Source organism: Neisseria dentiae (assembly GCF_014055005.1).
Lineage (GTDB): Bacteria > Pseudomonadota > Gammaproteobacteria > Burkholderiales > Neisseriaceae > Neisseria > Neisseria dentiae.
Map to the genome: position 1 here is coordinate 2,554,519 of NZ_CP059570.1, position 21,007 is coordinate 2,575,525.

Sequence of the window (21,007 nt, forward strand, 5' to 3'; positions counted from 1 at the left end):
TTTGCAAAACCGGCCGCAAGCCGCATGATGCTTTACGCAAACACCGTTTCGGGCACACTCATAAAAAAGGCCGTCTGAAAGATTTCAGACGGCCTTTCCGTTCGTTTAAAAATAAAAAATCTGCAACGCGCTTATGCCCCTGTTTTGCGCTGTCTGCCGTAATCGGCCGCAGCGGTGAACAGCACGTCGGTGGAAGAATTAAGCGCGGTTTCGGCAGAGTCCTGCACCACGCCGATAATAAAGCCTACCGCCACCACCTGCATGGCCACATCGTTGGAAATACCGAACAGGCTGCACGCCAGCGGAATCAGCAGCAGCGAGCCGCCCGCCACGCCCGACGCGCCGGTCGCGCTCACCGTGGCCACCAGGCTCAGCAGCAGCGCGGTGGCGAAATCGATGTGAATGCCCTGCGTGTGGGCGGCGGCCATCGACAACACGGTGATGGTAATCGCCGCACCCGCCATGTTCACCGTTGCGCCCAGCGGAATCGAAATCGAATAAGTGTCTTCATGCAGGCCGAGCTTTTTGGCCAGCGCCATGTTCACGGGAATATTGGCGGCGGAAGAGCGGGTGAAAAACGCGGTAACGCCGCTTTCGCGCAGGCAGGTAAACACCAGCGGGTAAGGATTGCGGCGGATTTGCGTCCACACGATAACCGGGTTGACCACCAGCGCAATAAACAGCATACAGCCGAGCAGCACCGCCAACAGGCGCGCATAGCCGACCAACGCATCGAAACCCGTTTCGGCAATGGTTGCCGACACCAAACCGAAAATACCCAAAGGCGCGAAGCGGATCACCCATTTCACCACTTTCGACACCGCCTCGGCGAAATCCGCCACCATGATGCGGGTGTTTTCCGACGCATTGCGCAGCGCGAAACCGAGCACAATCGCCCAAGCCAAAATACCGATGTAATTGGCGTTGGCAATCGCACCCACGGGGTTGGACACCAGATTCATCAACAGGGTTTTCATCACTTCCACAATGCCCGAAGGCGGCGTGGTATCCACATTGCCCGCGTTAACCAGCGCGATTTCGGTGGGAAACACAAAGCCGGCAATCACGGCACACAACGCCGCCGAAAAAGTGCCGATGGCATAAAGCAGGATAATCGGCTTGATATGCGCTTCGCTGCCTTTTTGGTGTTGCGCGATGGCCGCCGTTACCAGCACAAACACCAGCACCGGCGCCACCGCCTTGAGCGCGCCCACAAACAAACTGCCCAACAGGCCGGCCGCCAATCCGGCAGAAGGCGACAGCCACGCCAGCACCATACCCAAAACCAGCCCCACCACAATCTGCTGCACCAGGCTGATGCGGTTGACAGCATCTATCACGGGGTTTCCGCTTGCCATGATTCGTCCTTTTATAAACGTTAAAAAAGGCTAATATTCTAAAATAAAACCCCTTTCCCAAACTATGCTTGCTAAAATACGGCACAAAAATCTACAAATGCGTTTATTTTGAAATAAAATTTCTAAATTTTGAAATGCAAACCATTAAAACGGATGTTTTTACAGCCGAAGCAAAACGAAACGCCAAACCGAACCGTTTCCGCCCGCCGCAAACAATAAACACGGTAATTAATTCAATTTTCAGGGTTATCCGGCGGGCAACCCCTGCCGACAACAGTCGAAACAATGCTAAAATTGCCGCCAGATTACAGGCCCGTTTTCCAACCTGCGCAAACCTTATGAAAAAACACACCGCCTCCCTGCTGCTTTCCACGCTGTCGCTCGCCTGCATGCAGGCGTTTGCGGCCGACCCTGCGCCCGAAGATTATGTGCGGATTAAAAAAACCGAGAAAAAAACCGCCGAGGCGGCCGGTGAAAAGCTGCCGGTAAAATATCCGGTGGAAATCCGCACCGATGACGACGAAGTGAAAGCCATGCTCGAAGAATACCTGCCGCTGATCACCCAGCAGCAGGAAGAAGAACTCGACAGCGAGCAGATGGGCTTTTTGGCCGAAGAAGCGCCCGATGACGTACAAACCATGCTCAAAACCAAAGGCTATTTCAACGGCAAGGTAACGGTGTCGCCCTCGGGCTACGGTTATGTGGTCGATGTTACGCCCGGCCCGCGCACCAAAATCGACAATGTGGGCGTGGCCATCGTGGGCGACGTGATGCAAGACCCAGATTTGGCGCAGTATTACAAAAACGCCATGGAAAATTGGCAACTGCCTGTGGGCGGCTATTTCGACCAAAGCCAGTGGAGCAGCAGCAAAACCTCGGTGCTTGCGGCGGTTACGCGCAAAAAATACCCGCTGGCCAAACTCTCGCAAACCCAGGCCACCATCAACCCCGACACAAACACCGCCGATTTGAACGTGCTGGTAGAGAGCAACCAGCCCGTTTATTTCGGCGACATCCACATCAGCGGCACCAAGCGCTACCCCGAAAGCGTGGTGCGCGGCATGGCGCAGTTCCAGCCCGGTTCGCCCTATGATTTGGACCAACTGCTCGACTACCAACAGGCGCTGGAGCAGGACGGGCACTATTCGGGCGCATCGGTGCAGGCCGATTTCGACAATATGCAGGGCGACCGCGTGCCGGTGAAAGTGTCGGTGGAAGAAATGAAGCGGCACAAATTAGAGGCGGGCGTGCGCTATGATTCGGAATACGGCCCCGGCGGGCGCATCGGCTACGACTACTACAACCTCTTCAACCGAGGCTACATCGGCTCGCTGGTGGTGGACACCGACAAATACGAAACCACGCTGGCGGCCGGTATCAGCCAGCCGCGCAAAAACAACGGCCACTACTTCACCAGCAACGTATCCTACACCCGCTCCACCACCCAAAACCTCGAAAAACACGCCGTGAGCAGCGGTATTTGGCGCGTGCGCGACCGCAACAACATCGAATCGCGCCTCGGCATCGAATTTCTCACCGAAAGCAGCCGCGTGCCCGACACCAATTACGATTTGGGCCGCAGCCACGCCACCATGCTCACCGCCTCGTGGAAGCGGCAGGAAATCGAAACCACCCTGCGCCCTGAAAACGGCTATTACCTCGACGGCAAAGTCGGCGCCACCATAGGCTCGCTGCTCTCTTCCACCGCCATCGCGCGGGCGAAAGCCAGCGCGGGCTATTATTTCACGCCCGAAAACAAAAAAATCGGCACGTTTATCGCACGCGGCCAGATCGGCTATGTGTATGCCAAAGAAGACGAACAAGTGCCTTCTTCGCTGCAATTCCGCACCGGCGGCGCCACTTCCATCCGCGGTTACGAACTCGACAGCATCGGTTTGGCCGGCCCCAATGATTCGGTGCTGCCCGAGCGCGCGCTGGCGGTGGCGAGCTTCGAATACCAATACCCGATCAACAAGAGCTTTTCCGCCGCCGTGTTCCACGATATGGGCGATGCCGCGCTCAACTTCAAACAGATGTCGCTGAAACACGGCACGGGCGTGGGCGTGCGCTGGTTCAGCCCCGTGGCACCGTTCTCGTTCGATATCGCCTACGGACACCAAGACAAAAAACTGCGCTGGCACATCAGCTTGGGCACGCGCTTCTAACCGCACCGTTACGCTTCAGGCCGTCTGAAAACCATCCGCCGGACACGGAAACGTTTTTTCAGACGGCCTGATAAATCAAAAGATGCAAACAGGCCAATACGATATGAACCGACAACCCGACGCAACCATCACACCACCCGAAGCAGCGGCCGCACCCGACCAAAATAACGGGCCGTCTGAAAACCGGCCGAAAAAAAGCCTGTGGCGGCGGATGCTGTGGGCGTTTCTGCTGGTGTTGCTGCTGCTGGTTGCCGCGGTGGCCGGCGCAGCGGCATGGCTGGCCGGCACAGAATCGGGGCTGCGTTACGGCCTGTATAAAATCCCCTCGTGGTTCGGCGTAAACATCAGCTCGAAAACCCTGCAAGGCACGTTGTGGAAAGGCTTTCACGGCGACGGCTGGCGCGTGGAAACCGAAGGCGCCGATATCGGCATCACCCGCTTTTCGTTCGGCTGGAACCCGCGCGAGCTCACGCAAAGCAAACTGCACATCAAACACCTGATTGCGGGCGACATTCAAATCGTTACCAAACCCGTGCCGCCGTCTGAAAAAAAACCGGCATCCGGCCTGCCCGAAAGCGTGAGCCTGCCCGTTGAAGTGGCGCTCGACAAACTCGAAACCGGCAAAATCGGCGTAGGCTCGCGCGCCGACCGCCAAACCGTTTACCTCAACCGTTTGAGCGCATCATATGTTTACAACCACCAACTGCACAGCCTGAAACTGGCCGACCTGCAAACCCCGTGGAACACCGCATCGGGCAGCGCCACCCTCGGCGTGAAAAGCCCGTTTGCCCTCAACGCCGCCATTTACGGCCAAGGCGAACTCGACGGACAGGCCATCGACGCCCAAACCCGCCTGTGGGGCAGCCTGCGCGATATGGAAACCGACATCCGCATCGACGGCGACAACGTGCGCCTGCATGCCGAATCGGTGCTGCACCCGTTTGCCGCCAAACTCAACGACAAAATCAAACTGGTGCAGGTGAAAGGCTTCAACATCAACCCGCAGGCGTTTTTATCCACCCTGCCCAAATCCCTGCTCGAATTCGACGCCACCGTTGTGCCATCGTTTGAAAAAGGCCTCGCGCTCGAAGGCTCCATCGACCTGGCCAACCACGGCGCCGCAGCCGCCGACGCGGGCGGCATACCCGTGCGCGAACTGATCGGCAACTTCACCGTCAACGAAAACGGCCTGATTAAAATCCAAGACACCTCCGTGAAGCTGATGCAGAAAGGCACGGTTAACCTTGCCGGCAACATCGACACCGCCAAACAGCAGCTCGCCTTGGCCGCCGCCCTGCGCAACATCAGCGCCGCCGATGCCGTACAGCAGAAACTCGACGGCAGCCTCGACGGCACCATCACCTTGGGCGGTGCCTTCCGCAATCTTGAAACCGGTTGGGATTTAAACACCGGCAACGCCCTTTCAGACGGCCTGATCCAAATGCAAACCGATGCGGAAAACGGCCAGCAAACCCTTTTGTTCAAACGCGCCCGCATCCGCCCCGCCAACGGCGGCGAAATCAACGCCGAAGGCTCGCTGGAGCTGTTTAAAAACCAAGCCCTGAAACTGGCCGTTACCAGCAAAAACTTCAACCCCGCCAAACTCAACAAACAGTTTCCCGAAGGCAACGTGAACGGCACAGCCAACCTCAACGGCGAAATCACCAACCAAAAATACGGCGGCAAAATGCAGTTCGGCCCCAGCACCCTCTCCGGCGTGGCCCTGCGCGGCAGCGCCGACGTGCTTTATGAAAACGGGCACCTCGCCCGCGCCGTAACCGATATTCTTTTGGGCAGCAACAGCATCAAAACCAACGGCAGCTTCGGCAAAAAAAGCGACCGCCTCAATATCGACATCAACGCCCCCGATCTGGGCCGCTTCGGCTTCGGCATGGGCGGCCTCCTAACCGCCAAAGGCTATATCGCCGGCGAACCCAAACAGCTCGAAGCCGACCTGACCGGCCAGGCGCGCAAGCTACGTATCACCGGCGTGGCACAAGCCGACTCGCTCGACTTCAAACTCAAAGGCTCGCCCGACTACACCCGCCCCTTAAACATCGAACTCAAAGGTAACCGCATCAGCGTAGGCGGCAGCCAGCCCACCGTTATCGACGCCGTTAACCTGTTCGTCAACGGCACCGGCCGCAACCACCGCATCCACGGCGGCGGCAGCCTGGCGCTCGACGGCAAGCCCTACAAACTCGAAATCGACGCCAACGGCGGGCTGGACAACAAACAACAATGGAAAGGCACGCTCAGCGTGCTCGACATCAGCGGCGCCTTCAACCTCAAACTGCAAAACCGCATCAACCTCGAAGCCGGCGCCGAGCGCGTAGCCATGACCGCCGCCCGCTGGAGCGCGATGGGCGGCAGCCTCAACCTCGAAAACTTCGTGTGGGACAAGAAAAACGGCATCACCACCAAAGGCAGCGCCAACAACCTCGAAATCGCGCAACTGCACAATTTCTACACCCCGCCCGTGCGGCACAACCTTGTGCTGGCCGGCGACTGGGACTTGTCATACAGCCAAAACGCCCGCGGCTACCTCAACATCCGCCGCCAAAGCGGCGACGTGGAACTGCCTTACCGCAAACAGATGCTCGGTTTGGGCACGCTTTCGCTGAACACCCGCTTCCAAAACGGCCGCATCGACAGCACGCTCGACGGCGTAACCGGCTACGGCAAACTCGACGGCAACCTGGTTATCAGCCAGCAGTTCGGCAACGACATCAAACTCGCCCCCGTCAGCGGCAAAATCAGCATCAGCGCACCCAATCTCGAGACCTTCCGCAACTTCCTGCCCGTGGGCCAAAGCCTGCGCGGCAACCTGCTCGGCGTGGCCACCATCGGCGGCCGCGTCGGCCAGCCGCAGTTCAACGGCACGCTCAACGGCAATGACCTCTACTACCGCAACCAGGATTTGGGGCTGATACTCGACAACGGCATCCTGCGTTCGCGCATTCAGGGCCAAACGTGGATTATCGACAACCTGCGCTTCCACCGCGGCGGCACGGTCGAACTCAAAGGCACGGTGGGCCTGAACAACGCCGAGCCGAACGTTAACGTGGATTTGGCGTTCAACAAATACAACGCGCTCGACAAACCCAACCGCCGCCTCACCCTCAGCGGCAACGCCAAAATGCTCTACACCGAAACCAACGGCGTTACCCTCACCGGCACGCTCAAAGCCGATGCCGGCCACTTCGGCTTCCAAAAATCGTCTATGCCCACGCTCGACGACGACGTGGTGGTGCTGGGCCAGCCCGAAAAAGCCCCCGTCGCCCCCACCCCCATCAGCATGGATTTGGTGCTCGACCTCAACAACAACCTGCGTTTCAGCGGCGAAGGGTTGGACGTTACCCTCGGCGGCCAGCTCAGGCTCACCGCCAAGCCCGGCGAAACCGTGCAGGGTGTGGGAACCGTAACCGTGGTGAAAGGCCGCTATAAAGCCTACGGCCAAGACCTCGACATCACCAAAGGCCACATCTCGTTTGTCGGCCCGCTTTCCGACCCCAACCTCAACATCCGCGCCGAGCGCCGCCTCTCGCCCGTGGGTGCGGGCGTGGAAGTGTTGGGCAGCCTCAACAACCCGCGCATTTCGCTGGTGGCCGACGAAGCCATGAGCGAAAAAGACAAACTCTCGTGGCTGATCCTCAACCGCGCCAGCAGCGGCAGCGACGGCGACGAAGCCGCCCTTTCCGCCGCCGCCGGCGCGTTTTTGGCCGGCCGTGTCAACGACAAACTCGGCCTGGTGGACGACTTCGGCTTCACCAGCAAGCGCAGCCGCAACGCCCAAACGGGCGAGCTGAACCCCGCCGAACAGGTGCTCACCGTGGGCAAACAGCTCACCAACAACCTGTATATGGGCTACGAATACGGCGTGGGCAGCGCCGAGCAGTCGGTCAAACTCGTTTACCAGCTCTCCCGCGCCGTGCAGGCCGTGGCCCGCATCGGCAACGTATCGTGGGGCGGCGAGGTGAAATACAGTATCCGCTTCGATTAAACAGCAGCCCGTTAAACAACACAGGCCGTCTGAAAAATATTTTTCAGACGGCCTGATTCTTTAATAAATACCGAATATCGCGGCGGCTATATTTCCTGCACTGTTTCCGCTATCCGTTCGGCCATTCTGCGGCTGGCGCCGCGGTGTTTGCCCACAAACGCTTCGGCGCAGGCGGCGTAGCGGTTGCGCGTTTCCGCATCGGCCAGCCATTGCGCGGCGGTGTATTGCCATTCTTGCGCGCTGAACACCTGCTTGGCCGCGCCCGCTTCCACCGCGCCGCGTGCGGCGGCAGCGAAGTTGTAGGTGGAAGGGCCGAACAGGGTCGGCACGCCGCAGGCCACGGGTTCGATCAGATTCTGGCAGCCGGTATCGACCAGGCTGCCGCCCACAAACGCCACGTCGGCGGCCAGATAATAAGCCATCATTTCACCCATGCTGTCGCCTATCCACACGCGCGTGTCGGCGGCGATTGCCTCGTTATCGCTGCGCTTTTGCGTTTTAAAACCCAGGCGCACCGCCGTATCGTAGGCCGTCTGAAAACGTTCGGGGTGGCGCGGCACGATAACCAGCAGGGCATCGCCGTGATAGGCGCGCCACGCCTGCAACAGCAGTTCGGCTTCGTCCACGCCCTTGTACTCGCGCGTGCTGGCGCACACAGTTACCGCCCGGCTGCCGATGCGGCTGCGGAACGTTGCCGCCAATTCGTGCATATCGCCGGTGGGGGTGATGTCGTATTTGGTGTTGCCGCAAACGTGCACGTTAGAGGCGCCGATCAAATGCAGCCGTTCGGCATCGGCGGCGGTTTGCGCGTAGCAGCCGCGCAGGGTCTGCATGGCCGGCTCGACCAGGCGGCGCACTTTCAAATAGCCGTTTTGCGATTTTTCCGACAGCCTTGCGTTGGCGAGAAACAGCGGCACGTTTTCTTCGGCGCAGCCGTGCATCAGGTTGGGCCAGATTTCGGTTTCCATCAGAATGCCGAAGCGCGGGCGGTGCTCCTGCAAAAACCGGCGCACCCATTCGGGCTTGTCGTAGGGCAGGTAACGGCATTGCGCGTCGGGGTAAAGCGCTTCGGCGGCGGCGCGGCCGGTGGGGGTCATTTGGGTGAGCAGCAGCGGCGCATCGGGAAAATAGCTGCGCAGCTCGCGGATCAGCGGCCCGGCGGCGCGGGTTTCGCCCACCGACACGGCGTGCACCCAAACCGGTTGCTGCACGGGATTTTTCTGCGCGCTGCCGAAACGTTCGCCCCAATGCTCGAGATAGGCGGGGGCTTTGGCGCCGCGTTTTTTCAGGTAGCGGCGGATGAAAAACGGTGCGATGTGCCAAAGCTGTGTGTAAAACCAACGTGTTGTGTTCATGAATATTCCGCAGGAAAACGTGGGCTTATTGTAGCGGATTTGCACGGGGCGGATAAGTGCGGCGTAACGCAAAGGTTTCAGGCCGTCTGAAAGCTTTCAGACGGCCTGATTCATCGCTGTGGTGCGGTTTATGCCGGAAACGCAATCAAATCTTCGATTTCCATGCGGATGCCGATGCGGCTGCCGACGGGGTGGTCGTGGTGGCCGGCAACGTGGGCGTAAACGGTTTCGCCGCTGTCGAGTTTGAGCGTGTAGATGAAATAGCTGCCTTTGAAGTCTTTGTCGAGCACTTCGGCGGTAACGGCGCTCCCATCGTCGTGCACGATGTCGTCGGGGCGGATTAACACCTCCACTTCGCCGCAACTGCGGCAGGCGAGCGGCACGGTGCCGCAGAATTCGCCGGTGGCCAGCCTGACGCAGCGGTCGCCCTGCACGGCTCCGCGCAGCATCACGCCGGTGCCGATAAAGCGGGCGGTGTGGGCGTCGGCGGGGCGGTGGTAGAGGTTGTAGGGCGTGTCCCACTGTTTCAGACGGCCTTCGTGCATGATGCCGATTTTGTCGGCCATGGCGAAGGCTTCCTGCTGGTCGTGCGTAACCAGAACCGCGCTGGTTTGTTCGTGTTTGAGCAGGCGGCGCACTTCTTTGGAAAGGCGGGCGCGCAAATCGGCATCGAGATTGGAAAACGGCTCGTCGAGCAGAATCAATTCGGGTTTGGGGGCGAGCGCGCGGGCAAGGGCGATGCGCTGCTGCTGGCCGCCGGAGAGCTGGTGCGGATAATGTTTGCCGTATTCGGGCAGGCCGATTAATTCGAGCAGGCCGTCCACACGTTTGTTGCGTTCGGCAGCGCTGCTGCGGCCGAGGCCGAAAGCGATGTTTTGCGCCACGGTTAAATGGGGGAACAGCGCGTAATCCTGAAACACCATGCCGATGCGGCGCAAATGCGGCGGCACGAATGTGCGGCCGTCTGAAAGGGTTTTCCCTTTGAGGGCGATGCTGCCGCCGCTTGGCTGCTCGAAACCGGCCACGGCGCGCAGGGTGGTGGTTTTGCCGCAGCCCGAGTGGCCGAGCAGGCAGGCGATTTCACCTTCTTCGAGCCGGAAACCGAAATCCTGCAACACGGGTTTGCCGCCGAAAGCGAGCGTGAGTTTGGAAACGTCTAAAATCATGAATGCTTCTCCGTGCGCGAAAACAGAATCACGGGCACTAAACCGGTTAACACGATCAATAAGGCGGGCAGCGCGGCGTTGGCGTATTGCCCTTCGATGGTGAACATATAAACGCGCACGGCCAGCGTGTCCCAATCGTGCGGGCGCGTCATCAGCGTAATCGGCATTTCTTTCATCATGTCCACAAACGCCATCAGCACCGCCGTGCCGAGCGCGCCTTTCAACAAGGGCAGATAAATGCGCCGCAACAGGCCGCCGCCGGTGCAGCCGAGCGAGCGCGCCGCTTCGGCCTGAGCGGGGCTGATGCGCTCCAAGCCTGCTTCAACAGCGGCATAGCCCACCGCCAGAAAACGGATTAAATACGCTATCAGCATTACCAAAAGCGTGCCTTTGAAAACGGCGGTGGTGCCCTCCGGCAGGTTTAAATGTGCAATCAGCACATTATCCAGCCACGCCACCGGCACAAACACACCCACCGCCAGCACCGTGCCGGGAATGCCGTAGCCCAGCGTGGCGATGCGGGCGGCTACCGCGGCAAAGCGGCTTTTGTCGGCGCGTTTGGCCAGCGCCAGCAGCAAAGCCGCCGCCGCCACCAGCAGGGCGGCGGCCAGGCTGGCGGCAAACGAATGCCACGCGTTCAGCCACAAAACGGTGTTGAAGCCGTCGTTGCGCGTTTCGTATGCCCAAAAGCCGAGCTGCACCAGCGGCAGCAAAAAGGCAAAAAACAGAATCAGGGTGCAATAAGCCGTTGCCAGCCATTTGAGGCCGTCTGAAAGCGGTTTGCGGCGGTGCTGCTGCGCTTTGCCCGACTGGCTGAAACGGCGGTTGCCGCGGCTGAGCTGTTCCAGCGCCAACAGCACGAACACCAGCGTAATCAGCAAAGCCGCCAGTTGTTTGGCGGTTTCGAGCGAATAAAAATCAAACCAGGCCTGGTAAATCGCGGTGGTAAAGGTGTCGTAACCGAACACCGACACCGTGCCGAAATCGGCCAGCACTTCCATCAGCGCCAAAATCACGCCGCCGGCAATCCACGGCCGCGCCATCGGCAGAGCCAGCCTGAAAAACGCGCGCGCGGGCGACAAACCCAGCGATGCGCCCGCTTCCAGCGCCCGCTGCCCCATGCTCGAAAACGCATTGCGCGCAAGCAGGTAAACATAAGGGTAAAACGTGAGGCTCATCACCGCCGCCAACCCGAAACCGTTGCGGATTTCGGGAAAAAACTGCCCGATGCCGTAATGCGCGCGCACCCAATTGTTCAGCGGGCCGCCGTAATCAAACAGGCCGATTTGGGTAAACGCCAGCACATAAGCCGGCACCGCCAACGGCAGCATCAGCGCCCAAAAAAAGAACCGCCGCAGGGGGAAATCATACATCGCCGTCAACCACGCCGCCGTGGTGCCCAGCACCGCCGTGCCCGCGCCCACGCCCACCACCAGCAACAGCGTGTTTTTCAAAAGCTCGGGCAGTTGGTAGTCGAGCAGAAACGTCCAGATTTCGGCGTCGAATTCCCCCAACGCCGCCACAATCACCGCAAGCGGAATCAGAATCAGCACGATAGAGGCCGCCAGCCACAGGCGCGGCAGCAGCAGTTTGGATGTGGGCGTGTTCATAAGGTTTCAGACGGCCTCAAGAGAAAACAGCGCGTATTATCGGTTTTGCGGCTTCAGAATGCAAACCAGATACATTCTGCTACATCGTAAATGATAATTTATATTGTTTTAACGGTTGATGTTGTTTAGAATAACCGCTTCAACCCCTGTTTGTTTCGTAAGTTATTATAAAGGAAGAGAAATCATGATGAAAAAGGTGCTTGCTGTTTCTGTGGCGCTGTTGGCTGCCGCACCGGCGTTTGCCGAAGAGCTGGTGGTGTATTCTTCGCGCGCCGACAACCTGCTGCGCCCCGTGGCCGAAGCCTATCAGAAGAAAACCGGCGTAACCGTCAAACTGGTTAACGACAAAGCCGGCCCCCTGATGGAAAAACTCAAGGCCGAAGGCAGCAACAGCCCCGCCGACGTGCTGATCACCGTTGACGGCGGCAACCTGTGGCAGGCCACCCAAATGGGCTTGCTGCGCCCGATTAACTCGGCCACGCTCAAAGGCAATATCCCCGCCCACCTGCGCGACCCGAAAAACCAATGGTTCGGCTTATCCGTGCGCGCCCGCACCATTTTCTACAACACCGCCAAAGTCAAACCGGCCGAGCTTTCCACCTATGCCGCGCTGGCCGACCCGAAATGGAAAGGCCGCCTGTGTTTGCGCACCTCCAACAACGTTTATAACCAATCTCTGGTAGGCACCATGCTGGCCAACCAAGGCCAGGCCAAAACCATGCAAACGGTTAAAGGCTGGGTGGCCAACCTCGCCGCACAACCCTTTGCCGACGACACTGCGCTTCTGGAAGCCATCGGCTCGGGCCGCTGCGACGTGGGCATCGCCAACACCTACTACTACGGCCGCCTGATGGATAAGAAACCCAACCTGCCCATCGGCATCTTCTTCGCCGACCAGCAAGGCAAAGGCACCCACGTTAACGTTTCGGGCGCAGGCGTAACCAAACACACCAAAAAAGCCGCCCAAGCACAGAAATTCATCGAATGGTTGAGCGGCAGCGAAGCGCAAAACCTGTTTGCCGACCTGAACCACGAATACCCTGCCAACCCGAAAGTGAACCCCGATCCGAAAGTGGCCAAGTGGGGCAAATTCAAGCAAGACGTGATTAACGTATCGGTGGCCGGCAGCAACCAGAAAAAAGCCGTGATGCTGATGAAACAGGCCGGTTATAAATAACGCCGGTTTTCCCAAGCGTTTTCACTGATGAGAAAGGCCGTCTGAAAATATTTTCAGACGGCCTTTTACTCGGTTTTACCTTTATGCCTGTCTTGCCGATATTTTGAATAAAATGTTTAACAACAATGCCTTGAATAAAAGTGTTGCAAAATATTTGCCCGCCGCGGTGCTTGAACCCGGCAACGAAAGCTACTATTCTGAACCCCGAACCTGACAGTGGATTAAATTGTTTCGATATTCATTTAACCTACTGGCAAGGTATCGGATGCCAACACCCCGGCCTTACCCTCAAAATTTAGGAGAAATATTATGGCAAAAAACCTGAACGTGTTTGACCAAGAATACGGCCTGCTGATTAACGGCAAATGGACCAAAGGCAGCAAAGGCGAAACCATCGTTTCATATAACCCCGCCAACGGCGAGGCTTTGGCCAAGTTTATCGACGCCAGCAACGAAGACGTTGACGCCGCCGTAGCCGCCGCACAAGAAGCGTTCAAAACCTGGCGCAAAACCACCGCAGCCGAACGTGCCGCCATTCTCAACAAAATCGCCGACGTTATCGACGAAAATGCCGAACTGTTCGCCCTGCAGGAAACGCTGGATAACGGCAAACCCATACGCGAAACACGCGCCGCCGATATTCCGCTGGCTTCCGACCACTTCCGCTATTTCGCCGGCGTGATCCGCGGCGAAGAAGGCACCTGCAACCAGCTCGACGAAGAAGATTTGTCTATCGTGCTGCGCGAGCCTATCGGTGTGGTCGGCCAGATTATCCCGTGGAACTTCCCCTTCCTGATGGCCGCCTGGAAAATCGCCCCCGCACTGGCGGCAGGCTGCACCATCGTTATCCACCCCTCTTCGAGCACTTCGCTGAGCCTGCTTTCGTTTGCCCAGAAAGTGAACCACCTGCTGCCCAAAGGCGTGCTGAACATCATCACCGGCAAAGGCTCGAAATCCGGCGAATATATGCTGCACCACAAAGGCTTCAACAAACTGGCGTTTACCGGCTCCACCGCCGTGGGCCGCCGCATCGGCATCGCCGCCGCCGAAATGCTGATTCCCGCCACGCTCGAATTGGGCGGCAAATCGGCCAACATCTTCTTCGACGACATGCCTTTCGACAAAGCCCTCGAAGGCGCGCAAAAAGGCATTTTGTTCAACCAAGGCCAAGTGTGCTGCGCCGGTTCGCGCATTTTCGTGCAGGAAGGCATTTACGACAAATTCGTTGCCGCCCTTGCCGAAGAGTTTAAAAAAGTGAAAGTAGGCCTGCCGTGGGAAGACGACACCCAAATGGGCGCACAGGTTAACGCCAACCAAGTGGAAACCATTCTGAGCTATGTGAAAATCGGCGAACAGGAAGGCTGCCGCATCATAACCGGCGGCAAGAAAGTGGAAGGCGATTTGGCCAAAGGCGAGTTTGTCGAACCCACGCTGATTGCCGCCGACAGCAACGATGCGCGCGTGTCGCAAGAAGAAATCTTCGGCCCGGTGGCCACCGTAATCAAGTTCAAAACCGAAGAAGACGTTATCCGCATGGCCAACGAATCCGAATACGGTTTGGGCGGCGCGGTTTGGAGCAAAGACATCAACCGCTGCCTGCGCGTATCGCGCGCGCTGGAAACCGGCCGCGTTTGGGTAAACTGCTACAACCGCCTGCCCGCAGGCGCACCGTTCGGCGGCTATAAAACCTCCGGCATCGGCCGCGAAACCCACAAAATGATGCTGGCCGCCTACACCCAGGTGAAAAACATCTATATCAGCACCCGCGAGGAGCGCGAAGGCATGTATTAAACCGCCGGCGCGCCGAAACGCCTGGCTGATTGAAACCATGCCGTCTGAAACCGCTTTCAGACGGCATTTTTCAGCTCTTTTGTTTACGCCGCATAAGCAGGTTGAAGCCTTTGCAAGTCGTTTAGGCCGTATGAAACATCCGATTATAAAAAAGATACTCGGGTAAAAACCCGAGTATGGCGGCAGTTTTCAACAAACCGCCGGGGTATATCGCCAAATCTCTGACCCGATGCCGGAAAGCAGGGCAGAATGATTACAGGGTACGCTCCAGCAGGTTCAGCATATTCTGCCACGCCACTTCGGCGTCGGCTTCGTTATAGGCCAAATCCACGCCGTTTTTCTCGCCGTTGCGGGTTGCCTGCGGATTGGTGAAGCCGTGCTTGGCATAGGGGAACACATCGATATGGTAGCGCGCTTTGGCAGCGTCCATTTCTTTGCGGAAGGCTTCCACCGCGTCCATCGTTACCATCGTATCCAAACCGGCGTATTCGATCAGCAGTTCGCCTTTGATAAAGCCTTCTCGGGCAGGCTCGGGCGTGGCGAGAATGCCGTGGAAGCTGGTTACGGCTTTCAAATCGTCGCCACGGCGCGCCATATCGAGCACCACGCGGCCGCCGAAGCAGAAACCGATGGCGCCGATGCGGTTGCCGTCCACTTCGGGCTGCGCGGCCAGCGCTTTCAAGCCCAAACGGGTGCGCTCGGCCAATATGGCGGGGTCGGCGAGGGCTTCGGTCATCCAAGCGTTGGCTTGGGCGGCATCGTCGGTGAGGCGGGCGCCGCCGTATAAATCCATCGCCAGCGCGGCATAGCCCTGTTCGGCCAAGCGTTCGGCGGCGTGTTTGGCGTGTTCGCTCAAACCCCACCATTCAGGGGCCACCAATATGCCCGACAGACTGCCGACGGCGTGTTCGGGCAGGCACAGGTAACTTTGCAGGGTGAGACCGCCGGCGGTGGTGTATTCCACGGTGCGGGTGGTAATCGGCATATCAGGCTCCTTTGTGTTGGGGTTTCAGACGGCCCCAAGCTTAAATGATGCGGCACGGGCGTTCAAGGGCTGGCGCGGATAAAGTTTGCCGGATTGACGGCGCCTGTGCCAAAAAAAGCCGTCTGCGGCGTATTTCTGCGTTGTGTATTGCTGCGCTTCGGGCTGCATTCGCATCCGGCTTTTTGCAAAGGTTTCGGATTGATGTTTGAACAAAACATAAAGGCCGTCTGAAACATTTTCAGACGGCCTCTTGTTAAGGCAAACGACCAGATTAGCGGCGGTTTACCTGACTGCCGATTACGCCGCCCAAGGCTGCGCCGCCGAGGGTGGAACCTGTGTCGCCGCCGATCAGGTTACCGGCTACGCCGCCGATCACGGCGCCGGTGGCGGTGTTGCGCTGGGTGCGGCTCATGCTTTCGCAGGCGGTGAGCGAACCGGCAACGGCCAGCAGGGCAATGGCTTTAACGATGGTTGATTTCATGTTGTCCTCCTTAAAAAAGGTGTTATATTGCGGGAAAGCCCTGTAAAAGGGCGGGATTCCCTGTAAGAGCGTTCGCAGTATGGCATAGGCTGCGGATAACGGCGTATCGGCAGGGGTAAAGAGTTTTAAAACTGGGCAAGAGTTTGAAATTATATTTTATGAGCGTTTATTCTGTTGCACATATCATACATTTGTTTTGCGCCATTGTTTTTGTGGGCGGCGTTTTCTTTGAAACTTTGGTTTTATCAGCCATACACAGCAAGGATGTGCCGAGGGAAGCGCGAAAAGCGGTAGAAAAAGCCATTATGCGGCGCGCCGTGCGGGTGATGCCGTGGGTGGTGGGCGGTGTGTTTTTGTCGGGGCTGACGATGGCACACCGCTATGCCGCCGCTTTCGCCGCACCGTTTGCCGCGCCGTTCAACACCCAGTTGTGTTTGAAGGTGTTGCTGGCGTTCGGGGTGTTGGCGCATTTTCTGATTGCCGTTACCAAAATGCGGCGCGGCACGCTCACGGCGGCGTGGTCGAAATATATCCATTTGGCGGTGTTTTGCCAGATGGTGATGATTGTGCTGCTGGCGAAAACCATGTTTTATGTGGCTTGGTAGGCGGGTGGCATAATGTGGAAAGGCCGTCTGAAAGATTTCAGACGGCCTTCGTTATGCAAGCTCTTGAATCAAGCGTTGCAAGATACTTTACTTTATTTATATGTTAGATATTAGAAATCGTCGCGTTGCTTACACAAAAGATTAAGAAAACAGGCCTAAAATACTTATTTTGCAAAAAATGTCATCTCCGCTTGAGTCATTATGGAATTTGTTCGTATTGTAAATAATTGGCCAACAAGATTTTGCTGGCAACGAGCATTTTTATATTTATCAGGATACCGTTTGTCGGAGTTTGCAAGCTAATACGGCTTATCGAATATATAATTCGACCGCCTGAAGTTTTCAGTCAACCGGATTAGCAGATTAATCAAAAAGCTAAAAAATTTTATATTACACCGATAAATAAGGATTTTTTTCTATGAAAAAAGCACTATTCCCGTTTATTTTAATGAGCTGTGCCATTTTCAGCTTTGCCAAAGAACCGTCTTCCTCTAAAGAATGGCCTGCAGGCGCTATTCGCAACGGAACATTAGGCAACCCTACTTTGGTACACGATGCAATGCTTGCCGCCAGAGGGCAGGCAACTGTTATGGGATGTGATCAAGTTAAGGATGGCCGTTTTTTCGTTAAAAAAGACGTTTCCGGCAAACCCGGAGAGAGAGTTTGGGAGGAAATCTGGCAATTTCAATGCACCAATGGCAATTACAATGTTGAAATGGAATTTATGGAATCAAAACAAGGAGGCGTAACTTTCAGAGCAGCCCCGGAGGGTAAATAACCGCCAATAATCAGGCCGTCTGAAAGAATTTGCTTAGGAGCTTACAGATGAAAACCTTAAATAAAGTTATGCTGGCAGGGAGGGGTAGCTGCCCTGTTGTTAATACAATGCGATTGGGTAAAAGCAGACATTTCCACTTTGTTTTTTCCACCAAAAGTAATTGATTTTCCCTTGGGTGAGAGCAAAACAGTCAGTTATCCAATTGATTCATAGGCTGAAAAATCATATACAATAAGTGTAAATGCAGAATATATAAATAATAAAAAGGCACAAGATGAGGTGCCAGAAATACCATACCGCCTTTCCGTAAAATGCTACCGTTTGGAAAAAAACGCAGAAGTGCTGTTTTTTGAGGACACCTATGTTGTACGGGATATAGCTTACGGGATTGGTAATGAAACGCGTATCGTACGGGAAAATATTTTTGATAACGGATATTGGTGGGAACTTAATAATCCTAACGTGCCTGATGCAGAAGGAAAACGTTATCGACTGAAGGAGGTCAGACTACCTTACGGCAGATACCGTTGTGACTTTAAGGACGAAAGTCCGCCTGAAATCAAAGTCATATTGCAAGAAGCGGGTATTGTCCGCACCGCAATAGAAATTTTTCCGTTTGAGCCTTTTATTTATTGATTTTTTAAAAGAAAAAAGATGGCGAACACCTATACATTAACAGTTAAATTTGCTCCTCCTGGAACAGATTATAAAGACGAAACTTCCACTTGGGGGCATGTATGGCTGGAAGCCCGCAAATCTGGAAAGATATTTTCAGGAGTATAAAATGCAAAAGAAATACAAATATTCGTTGTTAACCGGAATTGTGCTGGCAGGAATAATTTGTTTGCTTGCACAATTTGAATTTGTCAGGGTGGTTTCTTCACAGCTGATTAATAACCGAACCACACCTCTGCCGTTGGGAGAGGGCAAAACCACTTCCATTGAATTTGTTAATTTTTTAGAGAAACCTTATCGTGCTTATCTATTGCTGGAACTGCCAAGGGAAGAAGCAGAAAAGTACAGTGATGGTGCAATAGATAAAAAATATATCGACACTCTTGATATGGAACTTATCTGTATGCGCTTAAGCGGTAAAGAAAAAACAGTTATCTATCAACAAACGTATCGCGGGAGAGAGAGTTTTAAATACCAAACCGAATGGGCATCAGAGTTAGACAGCGAGGTCTTTAGCAATTTGTTTTTTAGCCTAGCGAGATTCACTCTACCGACGGGAAAATACCGCTGTGATTTTATCGATAAAAGCCCCGAGACTGCGAAGCGGCAATTTCCCAAAGCTGTTGTGAATGTCGGTGCATATAAGTTCTATTTTTAATTGATTGTATTTATAGAAAGGATTTGTAATGTCGAGAAAATATACATTAACAGTAAAATTCGCTCTTTAAAGAAAGGCCGTCTGAAAGGATTGATTTAGGAATTGACAGATGAAAACCTTAAATAAAGTTTTGCTGGCAGGAGGTGTGATAGCTGCTTTGTCGCTAACGCAATGCGATTTGGTAACCACCGCAACTTCCGAATTATTGTTTCCACCCAAATTGGTTGATTTTCCTTTGGGCGAGGGTAAAACAATCAGTTACCCGCTTACTTCGTGGATTGAAAAACCCTATGGCATAAATATAAAAATAGAATATATCGAAAATAAATGGGGTAAAAAGATACCAGATATGCCGTACCGTTTTTCCGTAAAATGCTATCGTTTGGAAAAAAACGCGGAAGTGCTGTTTTTCGAAGATATCTATATTATTCGGGATATATCTTATCAGGTGGATAATGAAACCTATATCAGACATGAAAATATATTAGATGGTGGACGAGGATGGGCCCCTAATAATCCAAACAATCCTGATGCTGACGGAAGAAGCCACCAACTCAAAGCGTTTAGGCTACCTTACGGCAGATACCGTTGTGATTTTAAGGATGAAAGCCCGTCGGAAATCAAAGCCATGTTGAAAGAAGCCGGTATTGTCCGAACGGCAATAGATATTTTCCCATATACCCTCATTTTTTATTAATTTTTTAAAGGAAGAGTAGTGAAAAATACTTATTCATTAACAGTAAAATTTGCTCCTAGTGGAACATCTTACTACAATCAAAAAACAGAAAAATGGGAAACTTCCACTTGGGGGCATGTATGGTTAGAAGCCCGTAAACCAGGGGAAAACTTGGGCGGAGAACCATCAATTAGTATGGGCTGGTCAACTGGAGAAAGTAAATTCAGCAAAAATGATAATCTCAGCGAAACCGACTGGAAAGACTACCAAGGTAAAAATATCAGTTCGATTACCGTAGAAATCAGCAAAGCACAATTCGAGCAGTTGGAAAGCTATCCCAAATTGGCGGCAGCGGGAAGAATCCCCGGCTTCCGTTCGGTTTACGATGCGGGCGACAACAGCTGCATCGATTTTTCGGGTAAGGGTTTGGGCTATATCGGGCTGGCCGACAAAGACTTCGACGGCAGCGGGCTGTTTTGGGCGCGCCCCGACAAACAGGTCAATGCCTTTCTCGAACAGATTGCCAAACACAGGCCGCAGGGGGCGGATTTGACGGTAACACACCGCGGGCATACCTATACGTTCGGCGAAAACGAGCGCGGGGTGGAGAAATTCTGGAAAACCGTCGACCCGTATTGGTATTTGGGCGAAAACCAACGGCAGGAACCGAATCCGGAGCAACCGCAATACGCCCACGCAATTTCCGAACCGTTTTTTGAGCGTATGTCCGAAAACACGGATATTGCCACCGTCGATATTTCCCAGCCGCTGCCGAAAAACGCGACCGACCAAGAATTTATCGATTACGCTTTCGCCGCGCTGCTCTCCGACGACGAAGAGCTGCACGACAAAGCCCTCGAAAGCCTGATGGCCTCCGACCAGGCCAAGCAGTTTGAACGCGAAAGCATGCAGGCCGCGATCGACTACGACCGCGAGCAGGAAATGCTGCGCCCGCGCGGGCCGGTGATGAGCCTGTAACGGCAAAAGGGAAAAGCAAATGAATTTGGAAACGAAAATCGACCGCCTGATTCAGAATATCGTTCTGCTTCAGGGTAAAAACGACCAGCGGCAAAAATTGATTGAAACGGCGCATTGGAAAGCCAAAAGTGCGATGGATGAAGCGGGCCGCTCGTTGGGCGATACGGCGCGCAGCATCAAAAGCCTGACCGCCGGCACGGTGGCTTCGGCCGTGGAAAAGCCTTTGCAGGAATTTGAGCAGGGCGTTGAAAAACTCTGCCGCGAGTTTGCCGTTATTGCCGCCCATGCGGACAAACAGCAGCGCGAAGCCGCCAAGCGGCTGAAAATATTCCAGTGGACGGCATTCGCCGCCCTGGCTGTTGCTGCCGTTATCAGCATCGGCTCGGCTGCTTTCATGATGAAATACGCCCGTCAGGAAATGATCCGCTCCGAATGGATTGCCGACATCAATAACGCCGTCGGCAAAGGCAAACTGTCCCGCTGCGCCGACGGCAGCGGCGTTTGCGCCAAAATCAAAGGAAAAACCGTTCGGCTGGACAAATAATT

18 protein-coding genes and 1 pseudogene are annotated in these 21,007 nt (G+C 55.2%); 13 read left to right on the plus strand and 6 right to left on the minus strand.

From position 1 onward, the window contains the following. Positions 1–131: 131 nt before the first annotated feature. A complete protein-coding gene (sstT, locus tag H3L92_RS11955) occupies positions 132–1,358 on the minus strand; it encodes a serine/threonine transporter SstT (RefSeq protein WP_085365466.1) in 1,227 nt (408 codons plus the stop codon). Between the two features lie 338 nt (positions 1,359–1,696). Here sstT and H3L92_RS11960 point away from each other — a divergent pair, with 338 nt between their 5' ends. The 3 genes and pseudogenes from H3L92_RS11960 (at position 1,697) to H3L92_RS11965 (ending at position 7,526) form a co-directional block, all read left to right on the plus strand. Continuing rightward, positions 1,697–3,523 (plus strand): autotransporter assembly complex protein TamA, encoded by a 1,827-nt coding sequence (locus H3L92_RS11960; protein WP_115336248.1) that lies wholly within the window; start codon positions 1,697–1,699, stop codon positions 3,521–3,523. Further along, positions 3,463–3,594: pseudogene (locus tag H3L92_RS13755) on the plus strand (hypothetical protein); the annotation flags it as partial. The gene H3L92_RS11960 and the pseudogene H3L92_RS13755, both read left to right, overlap by 61 nt. Before the next feature lie 32 nt (positions 3,595–3,626). Continuing rightward, positions 3,627–7,526, plus strand: coding sequence for a translocation/assembly module TamB domain-containing protein (locus tag H3L92_RS11965; RefSeq protein WP_115336347.1), 3,900 nt, complete (start codon positions 3,627–3,629; stop codon positions 7,524–7,526). A gap of 86 nt (positions 7,527–7,612) precedes the next feature. Here H3L92_RS11965 and waaA read toward each other — a convergent pair whose 3' ends face one another. The 3 genes from waaA to H3L92_RS11980 all read right to left on the minus strand — a co-directional run bounded on the left by waaA (position 7,613) and on the right by H3L92_RS11980 (position 11,657). Further along, complete coding sequence (waaA, locus tag H3L92_RS11970; RefSeq protein WP_085365496.1) at positions 7,613–8,881, minus strand: lipid IV(A) 3-deoxy-D-manno-octulosonic acid transferase; 1,269 nt, start codon at positions 8,879–8,881, stop codon at positions 7,613–7,615. Between the two features lie 128 nt (positions 8,882–9,009). Next, the gene (locus H3L92_RS11975) at positions 9,010–10,047 is read right to left on the minus strand and encodes an ABC transporter ATP-binding protein (protein ID WP_085365469.1); all 1,038 of its coding nucleotides are present in this window, start codon (positions 10,045–10,047) and stop codon (positions 9,010–9,012) included. Beyond that, the gene (locus H3L92_RS11980; RefSeq protein WP_085365470.1) at positions 10,044–11,657 is read right to left on the minus strand and encodes an ABC transporter permease; all 1,614 of its coding nucleotides are present in this window, start codon (positions 11,655–11,657) and stop codon (positions 10,044–10,046) included. The genes H3L92_RS11975 and H3L92_RS11980 overlap by 4 nt, the downstream gene beginning before the upstream one ends. 187 nt (positions 11,658–11,844) lie before the next feature. Here H3L92_RS11980 and H3L92_RS11985 point away from each other — a divergent pair, with 187 nt between their 5' ends. Both H3L92_RS11985 and H3L92_RS11990 read left to right on the plus strand, forming a co-directional pair. Beyond that, a complete protein-coding gene (locus H3L92_RS11985) occupies positions 11,845–12,834 on the plus strand; it encodes an extracellular solute-binding protein (RefSeq protein ID WP_169710484.1) in 990 nt (329 codons plus the stop codon). A gap of 309 nt (positions 12,835–13,143) precedes the next feature. Further along, positions 13,144–14,625: an aldehyde dehydrogenase family protein gene (locus H3L92_RS11990; RefSeq protein ID WP_085365472.1), complete on the plus strand. Its 1,482-nt coding sequence runs from the start codon at positions 13,144–13,146 to the stop codon at positions 14,623–14,625. A 253-nt stretch (positions 14,626–14,878) separates the two neighbouring features. Here H3L92_RS11990 and H3L92_RS11995 read toward each other — a convergent pair whose 3' ends face one another. Beyond that, positions 14,879–15,610 carry a dienelactone hydrolase family protein gene (locus H3L92_RS11995; RefSeq protein ID WP_085365473.1) on the minus strand — a complete coding sequence of 244 codons (732 nt, stop codon included), beginning with the start codon at positions 15,608–15,610 and terminating at the stop codon, positions 14,879–14,881. Positions 15,611–15,881: 271 nt separating this feature from the next. Continuing rightward, positions 15,882–16,091 carry a YMGG-like glycine zipper-containing protein gene (locus H3L92_RS12000; RefSeq protein ID WP_085365474.1) on the minus strand — a complete coding sequence of 70 codons (210 nt, stop codon included), beginning with the start codon at positions 16,089–16,091 and terminating at the stop codon, positions 15,882–15,884. Positions 16,092–16,249: 158 nt separating this feature from the next. Here H3L92_RS12000 and H3L92_RS12005 point away from each other — a divergent pair, with 158 nt between their 5' ends. From H3L92_RS12005 to H3L92_RS12035, 8 genes are all read left to right on the plus strand, one after another. After that, on the plus strand, positions 16,250–16,696 hold the full coding sequence (locus tag H3L92_RS12005) for a CopD family copper resistance protein (protein WP_085365497.1): 447 nt from the start codon (positions 16,250–16,252) through the stop codon (positions 16,694–16,696). A 418-nt stretch (positions 16,697–17,114) separates the two neighbouring features. Then, positions 17,115–17,474 (plus strand): hypothetical protein, encoded by a 360-nt coding sequence (locus H3L92_RS12010; protein WP_085365475.1) that lies wholly within the window; start codon positions 17,115–17,117, stop codon positions 17,472–17,474. Positions 17,475–17,795: 321 nt separating this feature from the next. Continuing rightward, on the plus strand, positions 17,796–18,110 hold the full coding sequence (locus H3L92_RS12015) for a hypothetical protein (protein ID WP_115336249.1): 315 nt from the start codon (positions 17,796–17,798) through the stop codon (positions 18,108–18,110). A gap of 18 nt (positions 18,111–18,128) precedes the next feature. Beyond that, the gene (locus tag H3L92_RS13470) at positions 18,129–18,257 is read left to right on the plus strand and encodes a hypothetical protein (RefSeq protein ID WP_259345785.1); all 129 of its coding nucleotides are present in this window, start codon (positions 18,129–18,131) and stop codon (positions 18,255–18,257) included. Position 18,258: 1 nt separating this feature from the next. Next, positions 18,259–18,807, plus strand: coding sequence for a hypothetical protein (locus tag H3L92_RS12020; protein WP_143824320.1), 549 nt, complete (start codon positions 18,259–18,261; stop codon positions 18,805–18,807). Positions 18,808–18,916: 109 nt separating this feature from the next. Further along, entirely contained in the window at positions 18,917–19,504 is a 588-nt protein-coding gene (locus H3L92_RS12025) for a hypothetical protein (RefSeq protein WP_085365478.1), read from the plus strand. A 174-nt stretch (positions 19,505–19,678) separates the two neighbouring features. Continuing rightward, a complete protein-coding gene (locus H3L92_RS12030; RefSeq protein ID WP_085365479.1) occupies positions 19,679–20,461 on the plus strand; it encodes a hypothetical protein in 783 nt (260 codons plus the stop codon). A gap of 19 nt (positions 20,462–20,480) precedes the next feature. Then, positions 20,481–21,005 (plus strand): hypothetical protein, encoded by a 525-nt coding sequence (locus H3L92_RS12035; protein ID WP_085365303.1) that lies wholly within the window; start codon positions 20,481–20,483, stop codon positions 21,003–21,005. Positions 21,006–21,007: the final 2 nt, after the last annotated feature.

Coding starts and splice junctions, on each gene's coding strand:
- sstT (WP_085365466.1), bottom strand. CDS start 1,358: ATGGCAAGCGGAAACCCCGTGATAGATGCTGTCAACCGCATCAGCCTG.
- H3L92_RS11960 (WP_115336248.1), top strand. CDS start 1,697: ATGAAAAAACACACCGCCTCCCTGCTGCTTTCCACGCTGTCGCTCGCC.
- H3L92_RS11965 (WP_115336347.1), top strand. CDS start 3,627: ATGAACCGACAACCCGACGCAACCATCACACCACCCGAAGCAGCGGCC.
- waaA (WP_085365496.1), bottom strand. CDS start 8,881: ATGAACACAACACGTTGGTTTTACACACAGCTTTGGCACATCGCACCG.
- H3L92_RS11975 (WP_085365469.1), bottom strand. CDS start 10,047: ATGATTTTAGACGTTTCCAAACTCACGCTCGCTTTCGGCGGCAAACCC.
- H3L92_RS11980 (WP_085365470.1), bottom strand. CDS start 11,657: ATGAACACGCCCACATCCAAACTGCTGCTGCCGCGCCTGTGGCTGGCG.
- H3L92_RS11985 (WP_169710484.1), top strand. CDS start 11,845: ATGAAAAAGGTGCTTGCTGTTTCTGTGGCGCTGTTGGCTGCCGCACCG.
- H3L92_RS11990 (WP_085365472.1), top strand. CDS start 13,144: ATGGCAAAAAACCTGAACGTGTTTGACCAAGAATACGGCCTGCTGATT.
- H3L92_RS11995 (WP_085365473.1), bottom strand. CDS start 15,610: ATGCCGATTACCACCCGCACCGTGGAATACACCACCGCCGGCGGTCTC.
- H3L92_RS12000 (WP_085365474.1), bottom strand. CDS start 16,091: ATGAAATCAACCATCGTTAAAGCCATTGCCCTGCTGGCCGTTGCCGGT.
- H3L92_RS12005 (WP_085365497.1), top strand. CDS start 16,250: ATGAGCGTTTATTCTGTTGCACATATCATACATTTGTTTTGCGCCATT.
- H3L92_RS12010 (WP_085365475.1), top strand. CDS start 17,115: ATGAAAAAAGCACTATTCCCGTTTATTTTAATGAGCTGTGCCATTTTC.
- H3L92_RS13470 (WP_259345785.1), top strand. CDS start 18,129: ATGGCGAACACCTATACATTAACAGTTAAATTTGCTCCTCCTGGAACA.
- H3L92_RS12020 (WP_143824320.1), top strand. CDS start 18,259: ATGCAAAAGAAATACAAATATTCGTTGTTAACCGGAATTGTGCTGGCA.
- H3L92_RS12025 (WP_085365478.1), top strand. CDS start 18,917: ATGAAAACCTTAAATAAAGTTTTGCTGGCAGGAGGTGTGATAGCTGCT.
- H3L92_RS12030 (WP_085365479.1), top strand. CDS start 19,679: ATGGGCTGGTCAACTGGAGAAAGTAAATTCAGCAAAAATGATAATCTC.
- H3L92_RS12035 (WP_085365303.1), top strand. CDS start 20,481: ATGAATTTGGAAACGAAAATCGACCGCCTGATTCAGAATATCGTTCTG.